Source organism: Xanthomarina gelatinilytica (assembly GCF_000348685.1).
GTDB lineage: Bacteria > Bacteroidota > Bacteroidia > Flavobacteriales > Flavobacteriaceae > Xanthomarina > Xanthomarina gelatinilytica.
Genome location: NZ_ANLA01000013.1, coordinates 33,806 through 51,189, shown reverse-complemented (window position 1 = coordinate 51,189; position 17,384 = coordinate 33,806). Strand labels below are relative to the sequence as shown.

The window sequence follows — 17,384 nt, the reverse complement described above, 5'->3', positions numbered from 1 at the left end:
GAAATTATTTAATGAATATTGCGTACTATCTCATTATATGGAATGTTTGATATTTTGTTATTCCGTTGAAGGAGGAAGCTCATTGATTTTTAATGGATTCTTCACTTTGTTCAGAATGACAAAACAAAAATTATTGCTAAGAACACGCTTTTTAAGCCATTTAGAATGATTTAAAAAAGTATATATTTACCACCAGTCTTTTTTTTAGTTTCAATAGTAAAAATAGATTGTTACATTTACAACCAACTTCTAACCAAAACCAATGCTATTCAATACCATAGATTTTGCCATTTTTATGCCAATAATCTTTTTGTTGTATTGGTTTGTTTTCAACAAAAACATTAAAATCCAAAACTTGTTCCTTCTTGTGGCAAGTTATTTCTTTTATGCATGTTGGGATTGGCGTTTTTTAGGGCTTATTTTTTTAAGCTCTTTGGTAGACTATTCCGTAGGACGTCTTTTGGCGAAAACCAAGGCTAAGTCCAAAAGAAACCTGCTTTTAATCACAAGTCTCATGGTGAATTTGGGCATTCTGGGTTTTTTTAAGTATTACAACTTCTTTTTGGAATCTTTTCAAGAGGTTTTCTTGCTTTTTGGAAGGTCTTTAGAATCGAGTACTTTAGATATCCTACTGCCTGTTGGGATTAGTTTTTACACCTTTCAAACCTTAAGTTACACCATTGATGTATATAGAGAGCGCATAGAACCTACCAACAATATGTTATCGTTCTTTGCATTTGTGAGCTTTTTTCCTCAATTGGTTGCTGGACCTATAGAAAGGGCTTCCAATTTATTGCCACAATTTGAAAGAAAAAGAACCTTTGATTATACAAAAAGTGTTGATGGTTTAAGGTTGATCCTGCTTGGACTTTTCAAAAAAATGGTGATAGCAGATAATTGTGCTTTGGCCGTAAACGACATTTTCACCCATTACACAGAGTATAGTGGAAGCACCTTGTTTTTTGGGGCTTTCTTTTTCGCGTTCCAAATTTATGGCGACTTTTCAGGCTATTCTGATATTGCCATAGGTTCAGCCAGATTACTGGGGTTTGATTTGATGCAGAATTTCAATGCACCTTATTTGTCCAGAAACCTTGGGGAATTTTGGAGACGTTGGCATATTTCCTTGAGTACTTGGTTTCGCGATTATGTGTATATTCCCCTAGGAGGCAATCAAGTGTCCAGACCCAAGTGGATACGTAATATTTTTGTTGTTTTTCTTTTAAGTGGTTTTTGGCATGGTGCCAATTGGACCTTTATAATTTGGGGATTGATACATGCACTTTTTTTTCTGCCTCTTATGTTTCAGAAAACACATGCCAGTTTTAAGGACGTGGCAGATAAAGGGAGATGGTTCCCTAGTTTCAAAACCACTTTACAAATAGGCTTTACGTTCTTTATTGTGCTTTTGGCTTGGGTGTTTTTTAGGGCAGAAAATATAACTCATGCGTTTTTGTATTTACAAGGGATGTTTAATTTTTCTTTGTTTTCATTTCCAACAGTGTCAAGAGGTTTGGTGTTGTTTTTAATGGTTTATATGGTTTTTGAATGGCTTCAAAGAGATAAAAAACATGTATTGGAAATAGATTTTATAGCATCCAAACCCATCCGAATAGCTATTTATTATGGATTGGCCTTTGCTATTTTTTATTTTGCAGGAGACACACAACCGTTTATATATTTTCAGTTTTAATGAAGAAACTACTCACTCATATCAGTCTGTTTTTAATTCCAATAGTAGTTGTATGGATGCTTGCTGAGGTATTTTACCGTTCGGTTCCAAATAATTACACCTATAAACATGAGCAGATTTCCAATAACATGGATGATATTGAAGTGCTTGTGTTGGGCGATTCGCATACTTTTTTTGGAATAAATCCAGAATGGCTTTCTTTAAAAACCTACAACCTATCAAATGTAAGTCAGACCATTTATTTTGATAAATTGTTGTTTGAAAAACACATTGACCATTTACCACATTTAAAATACCTTATCATATCTGTGGAATATACCACCTTGAGTCAAGCAGATAATACCCAAGAAGATATCTGGCGAAAATACTTTTATGAGGCTCAAATGGATTTGAAAGTCCCATTGATAGCCTGGTACGATCCAAAAAAATACAGTTTGGCATTAACCAGGAAGTTTGATAAAACTTTTAAAACCTTTCTAGATTACCAAAGGGAAGGCAGCTTGATTGGTTGCGATGAAAAGGGTTGGGGAAATACATACCTATCAACTGTGGATTCATTGGAAATGGCCTATCTGTCAAAAGTTGTTGCCAGAAAACATGAAGATGGTTCTATGGATTTTAAACAGAATACAGAAAGGATTCAAAATATGATAACTTTTTGTGAACAAAAAAACATACAAGTGCTGTTGGTCAATATGCCAGTTTATCCAGACTATCTGGATCATTTAAATCCCGAAAAACTTCTAAAAATTGATAAGACTTGTGATGATTTGGCAAAAACCAACCCAAACGTTACACGAGTGGATTTATCCAGGGACTCTAGATTCCAGTTGCAGGATTTTCACGATGCAGATCATTTAAATGCACAAGGAGCCAAAAAATGCTCCTTACTTATTAATGCCTATTTACACGCTTATTAAGTGGTTGATTTGTTTCTTTGTACCACTTCAAATACCTGATTTTCGTCGCATTTAAGGGTTTTGCTAGGGTATTTTAACAACAAGGCATAGTCGTGGGTTGCCATTAAAATGGTGTTTCCGTTTTTATTGATGTCTTGTAGCACTTCCATCACTTCAATACTGGTTTGTGGATCCAGGTTTCCAGTAGGTTCATCGGCAAGTATTAACTCGGGATTGTTCAGCAAAGCCCTTGCAATGGCTACACGTTGTTGTTCGCCACCAGAAAGTTCATGAGGAAATTTAAAGCCTTTGGTTTTCATGCCAACCTTGTTTAAAACCTCTTCCACACGCGTGTTCATGTCATTTTTGTTTTTCCAGCCTGTAGCTTTTAACACAAACAGTAAATTATCGTTAATGGTTCTATCGGTCAGTAATTTAAAATCCTGGAACACGACACCTAGCTTGCGTCTTAAAAACGGAATATCTTTCTCTTTAAGCGTTCGTAAATTGAAATCCACAATGCTGCCTTCGCCTTTGGTTAAAGGCAAATCGGCGTAAAGTGTTTTCATGAAACTGCTTTTTCCAGTTCCTGTTTTACCTATTAAGTAAACAAATTCGCCTTTGTTTATTTCAATGTTAATGTCTGAAAGCACGAGGTTTTCACCTTGAAATATGGAAGCATCTTTAAGATAAAGTACGTTTTGCATAGTTATTTTTTAGGGTCGTTACATTTACTACCACAAAGTAAACAATTAAAGGGAAATAGGGAAAGGAAAATCTGGAATTTGAACCATAAACCACCAAAGCCTGTGCCAAGGCACCACAAAGTATAATTGCTACCAGCAAAATGTCCAGGTCAAAGGGTTTACCTTTGGATTTTAAAAACAGAAACAGTTTTTTAATGGCAAATACCAGAAAAAGCGTATGGATTAAAATAAGTAAAAACCTTTGTACATAGTTCCACAAACCGATGAAGGCTTTTCTAACATATATGTTTTGAAACTTGTTGGCATTCCATAAAATAGATGTGGTAAACCAAAAATCCTTAAAGGAAATCAATACTTGCTTTGCATACAGATCTGGATGCGATGTTATCAAACCCTTAGAGATCTCTCCAAGCTTGTACATAAGTTCCTGCCTGGACAAACCTGTTTTCTCAATCAGTTCATCGTGAGCATACCAAGCTGTCATGGCATACTCTTTTTTTGGCAGGTTTTGCTCTACGTAATCCCTGTGTTTTACAAAAATATCCCTAATTAACCGATGTTCTTCTGGCGCTTTATCAAAGAAAGGGGTTGCAACTTGAGCCAAATTTATTCCCAAGTAGTAAGAGCTTGTAAATTGCCCGATGTTTTTTTCGTTTACCGAACACCAAGCATAAAAAGTCACTAAGGGAAGCAAGGACATACTTAGGGATTTTATAAATGTTTTTCTTATATCAAAATTGAAATTTTTAACTAAATAAAATAATGAAAAGCCTATGGGAACATAAATAAACATAGGTCTTACCAAATATAAGTAACTTAATATAATGGATAGAACTACATAGTGTTTCAAGGCTGTTTTAGGTTCCAGGAGCTTAAATTTTTGGATATACCAGAACGATAACAATAAGAAAAATAAGGTAAGGGTTTCGGTTAGAATGGCAAATTCATAAAACACAAGGTGTAAAAAAGATGTGGTTATTACGGCAATCCAAAAAGCCGTTTGTTTTTCTCCGGTTTTGGTTTTACTAAAATCGAAAATTAAATACATACCAAGCAGTCCAATACCTGTTTGGATAGCTACTGTTGCATAGAGGTTTCCACCAGTTAATGCAATTAAAAGAGGGAGTCCTGGTGTGCGTTCCCCTGTGTAGTTTTCCAAGCTGAAATGTAAGAGGTATTGGGCTAAATTTGTGTAATCTTCAGAGTCTGGATAAAGGGTCACATCATGATAGCAAACAAACACCAACAGTCTTAAGAGGATGCCATAAACCAATAAAATGGCTATGGGATATTTGTTGATATATTGGCTTCCTTTTTTAAGCATCTTATTTTTGGTACTGGAAATATATTCTCAGTAAATCTATAGGAATATTAATAAAATCCATAAACGTAATTCTGGTGTTTCCATTGTCTTGCCATTTGTTCAATGGAACTTCAAGTATGTGCTGTTTGCAAAAAGTGGCGCCTTTTAGTTTGTTGGTCCTTAAAAGAAGTTCTATATCAAATAGCCATTTGCTAACAAAAGGCTGTTTAAAAATATCTTTGGCTAAAGAATTTTCAATAAGTTTGGCACCACATTGCGTGTCGTAAATAGGAAGTTTCAATATAAATGTATTGACTATGGTTGCCAGTGAACGACCTAATATATGACGAATCGCACTTCTTTCTATCGTGGTATTTAGCGTTTTTATTCTGGAACCAAGAATGAATTTTGAAGTACTGGAACTAAACCGGGTGATACGCAACATTTCATCCAGGGAAGTGGATAAATCTGCATCTAAATAACCCAAATAGGCATAATTTTTCTCGCTTAAATGTAGCACAGCATGTCTAATGGCTTCTGCCTTACCAAGGTTTTTTTCAAGGTGGATCACAGAAACCGTATCAAAGTTGGTTGCCAACTGCTCCAATATAAAAAGGCTATTATCGGTACTTCCATCATTTACAAAACACACATCCAGTTCTTGATGGGAATTCAAAAACCCATTATAAGCATCCAAATCCAATCTGGACGACTCGTTATAACAAGGAATGATTATACAGGTTTTTTGCATACCATATAGTTGGATAAGCCTTTGGGCTTTAAATGTATTTTTTCTAACAAGCTACTTGTTTTAAAATCAAATATAAGTATGTTTTTATACAAATTGGTAACTAATTTACCTTGTTGCCATTGTGCAACATGGGTTTTTTTGCTTTTGGGTTTTATAATTTTTTCTTTAAACTTTATTAAAATTCTGGCAATCAATAAAGACATAAAAAAATAACCTATGGATATGATTTCCAAGCCTGCCTTTTTAGTTACTTGCTTTAAGGTGTTGTTGTTATAACGTCTGTAATGGCCCAATAGCACATCATGATGACTAAATAGAGATTGAAACGCTGGAACCGTTAAGACAATTTTAGTGTTTTCTGTTACTTTTTCCATATTGGAAATGTCCTTTAAAAAATCCAAATCGTTTGCAACATGTTCCATGACATCTAGAGCCAGTACATAATCTATTTCACAATTAATTGCCCTCAACGCTGCAATTGCCGAATTAAAAACCTGAATGTTTTTATGGCTGTATTTTTTTGTGTAAAACTCCAAATGTTCCTTGGTAAAGGCTGTATCCACACAATAAAACCTACCATGAGGTATTTTTAACAACAGGTTTTCGGACACAAAAGTATCGCCGGAACCAATGTCCAAAAACACGGGATGTGATTTTTTGGAAGCATGTTTGTTTATAAGTTTATACACAAATTCCAATCGTGCTTGTTCCCATGGATGTCTGGTTTGGTGTTGGTGTTTGGAATGTTCAGACAATTCGGTTAAATCCATAGGTTTTTTTTGCTTGGTTTAAAGTGTAAAAGTAGTCTAAAATACAATATTTACAAGACTGTTTATAATTATAACATAATTCTAACGTTATAACATGCAGATTGAATTATCTTTGATTTTAATTGAAAAAACGCTTTTATGAGTACCCAAAAAATAGTTATTTTTTTTATTGCTTTTAGCTTTAGCCTTCATGTATTTAGTCAGCAATCTGCCATTTACACCAATCATCTGGCAACCTATCAAAAAGCTTTGGCCTTGTATGAAAACCAACAGTATGCAGCTGCTCAAACATTATTTTCCGAAATTAAAAAAACAGCAGAAACGGACCTGTTGGAATCCGATTGTGCTTTTTACATTGCCAATTGTGCCGTACGTTTAAATCAGCAAAATGCCGACCAATTAATGGAGGATTTTGTAAACGATTATCCAACAAGTACCAAACGGAATACGGCCTATGTAGATGTGGCAGAATATTATTTTAACAATGGTAAATTTGCTTATGCCAAAAAGTGGTATGACAAAGTAGATGAAACTTCCTTGGCTAGAAACGAGCGTGAAAAATTCAATTTCAACAATGGTTATGTGGCTTTTACAACTAAAAATTTCAAGGATGCCAAAAAATATCTTTCGCGAGTGGAAAATTCCCAAAAGTATGGCTTCCAAGCTAAGTATTATATAGGTTTTATGGCTTATGAAAGTGATGATTACAACCAAGCCAATCAATATTTCGATCAAGTTAGCGATAACGAAAAATACAAGGAAAAACTGTCTTATTATCAAGCGGATTTAAACTTTAAACTCGGAAAATTTGAAGAAGCCATTGCATTGGCCAAAGAACAGTTACCCAATAGCGATAGAAACGAAGTATCCGAGCTTAATAAAATTATAGGAGAAAGCTATTTCAATCTTGAAAAATATGCCGAAGCCATTCCATATTTATCAGAATATAAAGGCAAACAAGGAAAATGGAGCAACACAGATTACTATCAATTGGGCTATGCATATTACAAGCAAGGCAATTACGATAAGGCCATTTCAGAATTCAACAAAATAGTGAATGGTAAAAATGCCGTAGCACAAAATGCTTATTACCATTTGGGTGAAAGCTATGTGCATGTTAACAAAAAACAAGAGGCATTAAATGCCTTTCGAAATGCGTCTCAAATGGATTTCGATTTAAAAATCCAAGAAGATGCCTGGTTAAACTATGCAAAAATAAGCTATGAAATTGGGAACCCATATCAATCTGTTCCACAGGTATTGACCAGCTATCTGGAAACCTATCCCAATTCAGCTTATAAAGAGGACATAGAAACCCTTTTAATAGACTCCTATATTACGTCCAAAAATTATCAGGAAGCTTTAAAACTCTTAAAAGGCAAAAACAGTTTCGAAAACAAGGTAGCTTATCAAAAAGTGGCTTTTTACAGAGGGATGGAACTGTATAACGAAGGTAAATATCAAGAAGCTTTAAGCATGTTTTCCAATTCCTTAAAAGAACCAAGGGATTCAAAATTCACAACCAGAGCGACTTTTTGGAAAGCTGAAACCAATTACAATGTGTCCAATTACGAAGAAGCTTTAATAGGCTTTAAACAATTTTTGCAGCAAAGCCATGCAGCAGAGACCATAGAATACAAAAACATATATTATAATTTGGCCTATACCTATTTTAAGCAAAAAAACTACTTGCAAGCCATTCAAAATTTCAAGCAATTTATAGGTAATAAGCAGGACGACGCCATTAGGTTGAACGATGCTTATTTACGATTAGGAGATGCTTATTTTGTATCAAGTCAGTATGCTCAAGCCATTGATGCTTATGATGAAGCCATAAAAATAAATAAAATAGATGCAGATTATGCGTTTTTTCAACAAGCTATCAGTTATGGTTACGAAGGAAAGGCCTCGAAAAAAATATCGGAACTGGAAACTTTCCTGCAAAAATATCCAAAATCAACCTTTCGTGATGATGCCATGTTCGAACTAGGGAATTCTTATGTGAAAGCCAATGAGGATGTTAAAGCTTTAAAGATGTACAACAGGCTTCAAACAGATTATCAAATGAGCACTTTTGTGCCAAGAGCCATGTTGCGACAAGGTTTGATACATTACAATAACAGTGATAACGAACAAGCTTTAAACACCTTTAAAGCCATTGCCAAGGATTATCCAGGAACTGCAGAAGCCAATCAAGCTGTGTCCACAGCGCGTTTAATTTATATCGATTTGGGTCGTGTTAACGACTATGCCACTTGGGTAAGAACCTTGGATTATGTGGAAGTAACAGATGCCGATTTGGATCATACCACCTATGAATCTGCCGAGAAAAAATATATAGACAATAAAACAGATGATGCCATTAAGCAATTCAATAGTTATTTAAGTCAGTTTCCCAAAGGCTTACATGCCTTACAGGCACATTTTTACCTAGCCAAACTGTACGATAAAAAAGGGTTGAAGGAGAACGCCATTCCACATTATCAATACGTGGCAGATGCTTCGCCAAGTGAGTTTACCCAAGAATCGCTGTTTAAGGTTTCTCAAATTTATTTGGAAAACAAACAATGGATGGAATCCATTCCTGTATTGAAACGTTTGGAGCAGGAAGCGAGTTTTCCTCAAAACGTCGTTTTTGCACAATCCAATTTAATGAAAGCCAATTATCAGTTGGAAGCATATTCTGAAGCTGTTGCCTATGCCGAAAAGGTGTTGAGTCAAGGGGTTGTGGATTCAAAAATCAAAAGTGATGCACATGTAATCATTGCACGTTCGGCCATGAAGACCAATAACGAAGAACGAGCTAAGACAGCTTATGCCGAAGTGGAAAAAACAGCTACTGGTGAAGCAGCTGCAGAAGCTTTGTATTATCAGGCATATTTTAAAAATAAGGCAGGAGCGTATGAAGCTTCCAACGAAACGGTTCAACGTTTGGCAAAAGACTATTCCAGTTATAAATATTTTAGTGCGAAAGGTTTGGTGCTTATGGCTAAGAACTTTTATCAGCTGGACGATGCCTTTCAAGCAACTTATATCTTGGAGAGTGTGATGGAAAACTTTAAGGAATTCCCAGAAGTTGTAAGCCAAGCCCAGGACACATTAAGTAACATAAAAACCGAACAAGCAAAAACAAACTCGTCCATTGTACCAGATGAGGATTAACTGTGTTTGCAGTTTTCCCATCTTCTCTAAAACTTTAGGAGGACAGGCAGTCTCAATTTTCAGTAGATCAAAAAACCTGCCCAAACCTTAAGGACACGTTTGGACGGATCGTTAATAATCAATCGTTAATCAAAATATTACCTATGCGAAAGCACATTCATAAAATCAGTATCATTTTAATCACCTTGAGTGTTTCCCTTTCTTGGGCTCAGGAAAGAGGCAACGATACCATTAAAACCGATGTCATTCAAGTTGTAAAACCATATACACCTACAATTTCAGATGCGTTTAAAGTAAAAGAAACGCCGCAATTGGATGATGATGAAACCACTACAAAAAAAGAGATTCAATATCATATTTTTTCATTTCCTGTAGCTTCAACCTTTACGCCTGCCAAAGGAAAAGCAGCCGTTTTGGATAAGGAAAAGCCAGCCAAACTGTATGATAATTATGCCTCCTTGGCACTTGGTAGTTATTCGTCCATTTTAGGGGAAGTGTATCTCAACCATGAATTAAGTAAAACAGACCAAATAGGAGGTTATTTTACGCATCATTCTACACAAGGAGGTATCGATGATGTTTTGTTGGATGATTACTTTTACGATAGCCATTTACAGATTGATTTTTCTAGAAAAGAACGAGATTTAAGTTGGAATGTAGAAGGAGGTTTTAAACATCAGGTTTTTAATTGGTACGGTTTGCCACAACCTTATTATAACGAGTCGTCCCCAGAAGCCCAATTAGGTGTGAGTCATACATTTTATGGTGGACATCTTGGAGGGGATATTTCTTTTGAGGACACTTACTTTAAAACAGCTCAAGTGATGTTTAGGCATTTTGGAGACTCGTATGGTTCTTCAGAAAACAGGTTTTCGGCAGCTATGTCGGCAGATATTCCCATTGCAGATATAGAGATTTCTACCAAAGTGATGTTTGATTTCCTTGGAGGCTCTTTCGATAGATATTATGAAGTGGATGCTGAAAATACATATGGAAACTTCAATATAGGTTTGGCACCAAGCTATCGCTACACACAAGACGATTTAACGCTGGATTTAGGGGTTTCTTTATACTATTTAAACGATACCGAAGCCAGTGATAGCAAATTTTATATTTATCCAAATATTGCCGCTTCCTACAGAATAGTGGATGAGGTTTTAATAGCTTATGGAGGGATTAAAGGAGGTTTGATACAGAATACCTATGAGAATTTTGCCGAAGAAAACAAATTTGTGTCCCCAACCTTATTGATTGCGCCTACAGATCAGCAATACCATGGTTATGTGGGATTGAAAGGGAAAGTTTCCAATAGTGTAAGCTATGATATTCAAGGTGCTTATTATGCTGAAAGCAACAAAGCCTTATATAGACATAACGAGATAGATTTTGTAAATCCAGACGAGACGTATCAATTTGGGAATTCGTTTTCTGTGGTTTACGACGATGTGTCCACCTTTAATATTGGAGGGGAATTAAGTGTGGATGTCAATAGGAATTTTAAATTGGGAGTGAAAGCCGATTTTTTTGCATACAGTACAGATAATGAAAGTGAAGCTTGGAACTTGCCTAGTGTCACAGGTTCCTTATTTATGGATTACCAAATAGATACACATTGGTTTGCTGGAGCCAGCTTGTTTTATGTTGGAGAACGCAAAGATCAGGTGTATGTTACAACCACACCAGTAGTTTCCTATGGCGCCACGACCTTGGATGCTTATTTTGATGCCAATGCGCATGTAGGATATCATATTAACGACAAACTTTCTGTATTTGCCAAAGCGAACAACATAGCCAATCAAAACTACCAACGTTGGTTGAATTATCCAGTGCAAAGCATACAGATTCTAGCTGGAGCTACTTATAAGTTTGATTTTTAAAAAGGAATTTCATTGCGAGAAGTGAAACGACGTGGCAACCTTATTAATTAAACCTAAATTATCAAAAAAAGCGTTCTATTAAAAACACCCTAAAACACCCCTATGGTCCCCTCAAGGGGACAACCTAGGAGGTTGCCATTGTTTTTAGATAATTAAAATAGAATAACTCTATGAAACAACTAATCCATTAACTCCTTGATTTTATCTTCTATGGCAAGTAAAACATTCAATAAATCTTTTTTAACCTCTTCATTGGTAAATCTAATGAAAGTAACACCATAAGCCTCAATCTCACCTTGTCTTTTAGCGTCTTCCAAGAAAGAATGATCATGTATGGAGCCATCAATTTCTATAGCCAAGCCAAGCTCATGGCAATAAAAATCTACAATATAATTTACCATAGGAACTTGCCTATGAAACTGAACACCTAAAGCCCTTTTTTTAATATTTTGCCAAAGAATCACTTCGGCGAGGGTGCTGTTTTTTCTAAGCTCTCTAGCAAGGAATTTTAGATCAGATCTATATGGAATTATTTTATTTGCCATTTTTAAAGCTACTAAAAAAATCTGAATGTTGTCCCCTTGAGGGGACTTTAGGGGTGTCAATTATTTTTTTTCAACAAAAACATCAAATTTGATTACATCTATTATTATTATTATTATTATTATTATTGTGTAATACTAAACCCAAAATTTATGAAACATTCCTACTTATTTCTAATGACTTTTTTAGTCTTTTCTTTTTCACAAGCCCAAATTGTGAATATTCCGGATGCAAATTTTAAAGATGCTTTAGTAAACACCGATTGTGCTGATTTAGATGGAGATGGATTTTATGAATCTGATGTAGATACAAATAATGATGGAGAAATACAGGTTTCAGAAGCTTTAGCAGCTTTAGGTCTTAGGGTAAGTAATAAAAATATTTCCTCAATAATTGGTATTGAAATGTTTGTCAATTTGAGGGAATTGGATTGTAGTAATAACTCAATATCTACAATAAGTATTAATTCATTATCAAATCTTAATTATTTAGATTGTGAATGGAATAATTTAACAGAATTAAATGTAACTAATTTAACAAATCTTAATACTCTCGTTTGTAATTATAATCAATTAACCACTATAGATTTAGGTGGTTTATCAAGCCTTGCATATTTATATGTCAACTACAATCAATTTACTTCTTTAGATGTAAGAAACTTATCAGGTCTTGAAAGATTAAAATGCTCTAGTAATAATCAATTAACTTCATTAGAAGTGAGTGGCTTACCAAATCTTTTTGTTATTGAATGTAATTTTGGTCAATTAACAAGCTTGGATTTAAGTGGATTAACTGGGCTTGGCTTTATGGAAATTGAAAATCATGAACTTTCAACATTAGATTTAAGTGACTTAACATCTCTTATTGAATTGAGGTGTAGTAATAATCAAATAACATCCTTAGATGTAAGTGAGTTAACACAACTAAGAGAATTAGTTTGTGATAATAATCAAGTGACAACCATAGATTTAACTAATGCACGTAATCTAGTTGAATTACGTTGTAGTAATAATCAATTAACATCTTTATACTTAAAAAATGGTAGTGAAACATTACCTAATTCTTTAAGTTTTGACTCAAACCCTAATTTAGAATATATCTGTGTTGATGAACGTGAATTAAATAATGTACAATATTTGGTTAATCAAGAAGGGCTTACAAATTGTGTTGTTAATAGTTATTGCAGTTTTGTGCCAGGAGGAATGTTTTATACCATACAAGGAGATAATAAATTAGATATAGACTCAAATGGCTGTAATTCAAACGATCCAGTTTTTCCTAATTTAAAATTGAATAGAACTAATAATAGTGGAAACCTCACAGGAGTTTATGTTTTTGATAATTCTGGAAATTACAATATTTCAGCCCAATATGGTACTCACACAATAACACCAATTTTAGAGAATCCAACCTATTTTACAGTAACTCCTGCAAGTTTGGTAGTTAATTTCCCAACAGATGCAAGTCCTTATAATCAAGATTTTTGTTTAGTGCCAAATGGTGTGCATAACGATTTGGAAATTACCATCTTACCTATAGAGCAAGCAAGACCTGGTTTCGATACAGGTTATAAAATAATTTATAGGAACAAAGGGAATACAGAACTTAGTGGTAGTGTTAACTTGATGTTTCAAGATGATGTTATGGATTTGGTTTCTGCCAATCCAACAGCAGACAATCAAGTTCTAAATGAATTATCATGGAATTTCTCAAACTTATTACCTTTTGAAAGTAGAGAGATTACATTCACCATGAATTTAAACACACCTACAGATACACCACCATTAAATGGAGACGACGTTTTAATGTTTACTGCAACTGCTAATCCAGTTTCTGGAGATGAGATGCCAGAAGATAATGAATTCATCTTAAATCAAACAGTAGTCAATTCTTTCGACCCAAATGATAAAACCTGTTTAGGAGGCGAAATTATTACTCCAGAACAAGTTGGAAAGTTTGTACATTACATGATTCGTTTTGAAAACACAGGAACTGCAAGTGCTGTTAATATTGTGGTTAAAGACGACATTGATTTAGCAAAATACGATGTGACTACATTAATTCCACTAAACGGAAGTCATGACTTTGTGACTAGAATAAAAGAAGATAATGTGGTAGAATTTATTTTTGAAAACATCAATTTACCATTCGATGATGCCAATAACGATGGCTATGTTTTATTCAAAATTAAAACGTTACCAAGCTTAGTTTTAGGTGACACATTTTCTAACGATGCTGAAATTTATTTTGATTACAATGCTCCCATAATTACAAACGATGAATTGACAACGGTTGCTGAAAATTTAAGTATAGAAGAATCAATCTTACAAACAACTGTAAAAATCTATCCAAACCCAGTTTCGGATGAATTAACCATAGACAGTAAAGGAATTTTAGAAACCATTTCAATTTTCGATGTTAATGGCAGACAATTACAAACATTTGTTATTGGTGGAAGCACAAATAAATCGAAAATAAATATAAATATGCTATCTAAAGGTGTTTATTTTGTTTCTATTAAAACCGAAACTGGCATACAAATCTCAAAAATCATAAAAGAATAAAATCTGTCATTCCGAGAGAAATCGAGGAATCTCATCAAAGAAATCTAAAACATTAACAAAAGCGTTCAATTTTGAACGCTTTTGTTATTTTTACACATCGTTATAAAAAAGAACAGTAAATTAATATATACAACATGAAAAAACTACTTTCTCTTTTCGCTTTAATCCTCATTTTCTCTTGCCAAAAAGAAAAACAACAGGTAGACACCCTTGTTGTCAATGCCAATGTATATACTGTAAATTCAAACTTTGATAAAGCGGAAGCTTTCGCCATTAAAGACGGGAAGTTTTTCCAAGTAGGGACTTCCAAAGACCTACAAAATACGTTTGAAGCAGATACCATTATTGATGCCAAAGGACAAGCTGTATTTCCAGGATTTATTGATGCGCATTGTCATTTTTATGGATTAGGGATGAACTTGCAAAAAGTGGATCTAAGAGGAACAACCAGTTTCGATGAGGTCATGAAACGTGTGTTGGATTACCAAAACGAAAGACAGGCAGAATTTATTATTGGTCGTGGTTGGGACCAAAACGATTGGGAAGACAAAAAGTTTCCCAATAAAAAATTACTGGATGCTCTATTTCCAGATACTCCAGTGGCTTTAACAAGAATTGATGGTCATGCCATGTTGTGCAATCAAGCCGCTTTGGATTTGGCAAACATTACAAAAGAAACTAAAATTGATGGAGGGGAAATAATAATTGAAGATGGTGAATTAACAGGTGTTTTAATTGATAATCCCATGGAACTTGTGGAAGCTATTTTTCCAAAACCAAATAGGGAATTACAGATAAATGCCTTATTGGATGCCCAAAACATATGTACCAATCTTGGATTGACAACAGTTTCAGATGCTGGATTACACAGAGAGGTTATAGAGTTAATGGATAGTTTGCAGCAAACAGGCGATTTGCATATGCGTGTGTATGCGATGGTGTCCAATACCAAAGACAATTTGGATTACTACTTGACTAAAGGTAAAATTAAAACGGATCAATTAAATGTACAATCCGTAAAAGTCTATGCGGATGGTGCTTTGGGCTCTAGAGGTGCTGCTTTAAAAGCTCCTTATTCCGACAAGGATCATCATTTTGGAGCCATGGTTATAGGTCTTGAAGATTTTAAAGCCCTGGCCAGTAGGATTGAAGCTGCCAACTATCAAATGAATACCCACGCCATTGGCGATTCGGCAAACCGTTTTGTGTTAAAGACGTATGAAAAAACCTTGCAAGGGGAAACCGATAGACGTTGGCGTGTAGAGCATGCCCAAATAATAACAAACAACGATTTTGAGTTGTTTAAAAATGAAAATATCATCCCTTCCATACAGCCAACACATGCTACAAGCGATATGTATTGGGCAGAAGATAGGTTAGGAGCTGAGCGAATAAAAGGAGCTTATGCTTATAAAACCTTATTAAATGCCAGTGGAAAAGTAGCATTGGGAACCGATTTTCCTGTGGAGCAGGTAAGTCCGTTTTTAACCTTTTATGCAGCTGTTTCCAGACAAGATGTTAAAGGGTATCCAGAAGGTGGTTTTAATATGCAAGATGGTTTAAGCAGGGAAGAAACCTTAAAAGGGATGACCATTTGGGCTGCGTATGCCAATTTTGAAGAAGATGAAAAAGGAAGTATAGAAGTCGGGAAATTTGCCGATTTTATTATTTTGGATCAAGATATTATGACAACTGATGTGAAGAATATCCCAAACATAAAAGTAGAGCAAACTTATATTGGTGGCGTGAAGCAATAGGTTTGTTGTTTGTAAGTAATTAGTAAGTTTTTTTGTTTAGGTAAGCCTAGCCAAATAATCAAAATGTTTACCATCCATCACTTTTTCACAAGACAATCCTACACTTTCACAAGCAAACTTTAAGCTTTCAAAATCAAGATACAACCATTTCATAGGTGCTTCGTCTTCATTTTTATAGCTTAAATAGTAATCCAATTCGCCATAATAATTGGCGTTGGTGTCTATCCACAAACCACCATCGTCATCTTCGTACATGTATTTGATGTCTGAAGAATCTATCAGGATTTGACCTTTCGGATTCAATAAAGACTTTAAATGTTTTAAGTACTTGGTAACTTGCGATAGTTCTTGGAAAATACCAGTACCATTCATTAATAATAAAATGGTATCGAAAGTTTCAGTTTCATCTAAAACATCTTTTAATTCGGCATTTAAAACACCACGTTTTTTGGCTACTTCAATGGCACCTTTTGAAATATCCAAAGCTTTTACCCTCAAGCCTTTTTCCTGTAAATACAAGCTATGACTTCCAGAACCACAACCAACATCCAACACGTTACCTTTGGAAAGCTGAAGCGCTTTTTGTTCCAGTTTGGGCATGTCTTTAAAATTTCTAAACAGATAGGGAAGAGGGAGTTCATCCTCATCAGAAATGTTGGTGGATGTTATTAAATCCTCTGTGTAATTACCGTTTTGGTAATCTATTAAGGCTTTTCCGAAGAGGTCTTTCAAATTCAAAGTTTAAGATTTAAAGTTTCAAGTTAAGATGATTTTTATAGTTTTGTAAGGATTTGAACCTCAAACATTGAATTTTGAACTTAGAACCCAACTTAGAAAGTCTTCCAAAACTCGCCAAAGATAAGCATAAGGAAAATAAAACCTTCTTTACCAAGCTTAAAAAGAAGCCACCAAAACAGTTGGATTACTTGATGCAGGAATTACATGACGAAGCATTTAAACGAACAGACTGTTTAGATTGTGCCAATTGCTGTAAAACCACTGGACCTTTGTTTACAGATAAAGATATTGTACGTATAGCGAAGCATTTTAAAATGAAGCAACAGCATTTTATTGATACGTATTTGCGAGTGGACGAGGATAACGATTATGTGCTGCAATCTGTACCTTGTCCTTTTTTGGGAGCTGATAATTACTGTTCAATTTATGATGTAAGACCTAAAGCTTGTAGCGGGTTTCCTCATACAGACCGTAAAAAATTTCACCAAATATCTAATCTAACCTTAAAAAATGTAGCCATTTGTCCTGCTGCCTTTAATATTGTGGAAGCAATGAAACGTCGTATAAAACTGTAGTTTCCAAAATAGAGTTTTTTTAGTATATTTAGTCAAAAAACAACC

13 protein-coding genes are annotated in these 17,384 nt (G+C 34.7%); 7 read left to right on the top strand and 6 right to left on the bottom strand.

Annotation, left to right across the window (positions count from 1 at the left end; all coding sequences use genetic code 11):
* The first annotated feature begins 262 nt into the window (after window positions 1-262).
* Together D778_RS08210 and D778_RS08205 are read left to right on the top strand one after the other, a co-directional pair.
* A complete protein-coding gene (locus D778_RS08210; protein ID WP_007649584.1) occupies window positions 263-1,693 on the top strand; it encodes an MBOAT family O-acyltransferase in 1,431 nt (476 codons plus the stop codon).
* Window positions 1,693-2,613: a hypothetical protein gene (locus D778_RS08205; protein ID WP_007649582.1), complete on the top strand. Its 921-nt coding sequence runs from the start codon at window positions 1,693-1,695 to the stop codon at window positions 2,611-2,613. Before D778_RS08210 ends, D778_RS08205 begins: the two co-directional genes overlap by 1 nt.
* Here the strand turns inward: D778_RS08205 and D778_RS08200 are convergent.
* The 4 genes from D778_RS08200 to D778_RS08185 are packed head-to-tail and all read right to left on the bottom strand — an operon-like array spanning window position 2,610 to window position 6,123.
* Window positions 2,610-3,299 carry a cell division ATP-binding protein FtsE gene (locus D778_RS08200; RefSeq protein ID WP_007649580.1) on the bottom strand — a complete coding sequence of 230 codons (690 nt, stop codon included), beginning with the start codon at window positions 3,297-3,299 and terminating at the stop codon, window positions 2,610-2,612. The two genes, D778_RS08205 and D778_RS08200, sit on opposite strands and share 4 nt — an antisense overlap.
* The gene (locus D778_RS08195; protein ID WP_007649579.1) at window positions 3,277-4,623 is read right to left on the bottom strand and encodes a hypothetical protein; all 1,347 of its coding nucleotides are present in this window, start codon (window positions 4,621-4,623) and stop codon (window positions 3,277-3,279) included. The genes D778_RS08200 and D778_RS08195 overlap by 23 nt, the downstream gene beginning before the upstream one ends.
* A 1-nt stretch (window position 4,624) precedes the next feature.
* Window positions 4,625-5,353, bottom strand: coding sequence for a glycosyltransferase (locus D778_RS08190; protein ID WP_007649578.1), 729 nt, complete (start codon window positions 5,351-5,353; stop codon window positions 4,625-4,627).
* Window positions 5,335-6,123: a methyltransferase domain-containing protein gene (locus D778_RS08185; RefSeq protein WP_007649577.1), complete on the bottom strand. Its 789-nt coding sequence runs from the start codon at window positions 6,121-6,123 to the stop codon at window positions 5,335-5,337. Before D778_RS08185 ends, D778_RS08190 begins: the two co-directional genes overlap by 19 nt.
* A 138-nt stretch (window positions 6,124-6,261) precedes the next feature.
* Between D778_RS08185 and D778_RS08180 the strand changes: the two genes are divergently transcribed.
* A complete protein-coding gene (locus D778_RS08180) occupies window positions 6,262-9,285 on the top strand; it encodes a tetratricopeptide repeat protein (RefSeq protein WP_007649576.1) in 3,024 nt (1,007 codons plus the stop codon).
* A gap of 143 nt (window positions 9,286-9,428) precedes the next feature.
* Window positions 9,429-11,162 carry a TonB-dependent receptor gene (locus D778_RS08175; RefSeq protein WP_007649575.1) on the top strand — a complete coding sequence of 578 codons (1,734 nt, stop codon included), beginning with the start codon at window positions 9,429-9,431 and terminating at the stop codon, window positions 11,160-11,162.
* Between the two features lie 179 nt (window positions 11,163-11,341).
* On the opposite strand, the gene D778_RS08170 is transcribed toward D778_RS08175, so the two are convergent.
* Window positions 11,342-11,707: an endonuclease domain-containing protein gene (locus D778_RS08170; RefSeq protein WP_040491935.1), complete on the bottom strand. Its 366-nt coding sequence runs from the start codon at window positions 11,705-11,707 to the stop codon at window positions 11,342-11,344.
* 150 nt (window positions 11,708-11,857) lie between these two features.
* On the opposite strand from D778_RS08170, the gene D778_RS08165 reads away from it, so the two are divergent.
* Complete coding sequence (locus tag D778_RS08165) at window positions 11,858-14,269, top strand: T9SS type A sorting domain-containing protein (protein ID WP_040491897.1); 2,412 nt, start codon at window positions 11,858-11,860, stop codon at window positions 14,267-14,269.
* Window positions 14,270-14,403: 134 nt separating this feature from the next.
* Window positions 14,404-16,026, top strand: coding sequence for an amidohydrolase (locus D778_RS08160; protein WP_007649572.1), 1,623 nt, complete (start codon window positions 14,404-14,406; stop codon window positions 16,024-16,026).
* 36 nt (window positions 16,027-16,062) lie between these two features.
* Here the strand turns inward: D778_RS08160 and D778_RS08155 are convergent, their stop codons facing one another.
* A complete protein-coding gene (locus tag D778_RS08155) occupies window positions 16,063-16,758 on the bottom strand; it encodes a class I SAM-dependent methyltransferase (protein ID WP_007649571.1) in 696 nt (231 codons plus the stop codon).
* An 80-nt stretch (window positions 16,759-16,838) separates the two neighbouring features.
* Between D778_RS08155 and D778_RS08150 the strand changes: the two genes are divergently transcribed.
* On the top strand, window positions 16,839-17,339 hold the full coding sequence (locus D778_RS08150) for a YkgJ family cysteine cluster protein (protein WP_007649568.1): 501 nt from the start codon (window positions 16,839-16,841) through the stop codon (window positions 17,337-17,339).
* Window positions 17,340-17,384 lie beyond the last annotated feature (45 nt).

Bases quoted from the DNA above. Each gene is read 5' to 3' on its own strand.
- D778_RS08210 (WP_007649584.1), top strand. From the start codon at position 263: ATGCTATTCAATACCATAGATTTTGCCATTTTTATGCCAATAATCTTT.
- D778_RS08205 (WP_007649582.1), top strand. From the start codon at position 1,693: ATGAAGAAACTACTCACTCATATCAGTCTGTTTTTAATTCCAATAGTA.
- D778_RS08200 (WP_007649580.1), bottom strand. From the start codon at position 3,299: ATGCAAAACGTACTTTATCTTAAAGATGCTTCCATATTTCAAGGTGAA.
- D778_RS08195 (WP_007649579.1), bottom strand. From the start codon at position 4,623: ATGCTTAAAAAAGGAAGCCAATATATCAACAAATATCCCATAGCCATT.
- D778_RS08190 (WP_007649578.1), bottom strand. From the start codon at position 5,353: ATGCAAAAAACCTGTATAATCATTCCTTGTTATAACGAGTCGTCCAGA.
- D778_RS08185 (WP_007649577.1), bottom strand. From the start codon at position 6,123: ATGGATTTAACCGAATTGTCTGAACATTCCAAACACCAACACCAAACC.
- D778_RS08180 (WP_007649576.1), top strand. From the start codon at position 6,262: ATGAGTACCCAAAAAATAGTTATTTTTTTTATTGCTTTTAGCTTTAGC.
- D778_RS08175 (WP_007649575.1), top strand. From the start codon at position 9,429: ATGCGAAAGCACATTCATAAAATCAGTATCATTTTAATCACCTTGAGT.
- D778_RS08170 (WP_040491935.1), bottom strand. From the start codon at position 11,707: ATGGCAAATAAAATAATTCCATATAGATCTGATCTAAAATTCCTTGCT.
- D778_RS08165 (WP_040491897.1), top strand. From the start codon at position 11,858: ATGAAACATTCCTACTTATTTCTAATGACTTTTTTAGTCTTTTCTTTT.
- D778_RS08160 (WP_007649572.1), top strand. From the start codon at position 14,404: ATGAAAAAACTACTTTCTCTTTTCGCTTTAATCCTCATTTTCTCTTGC.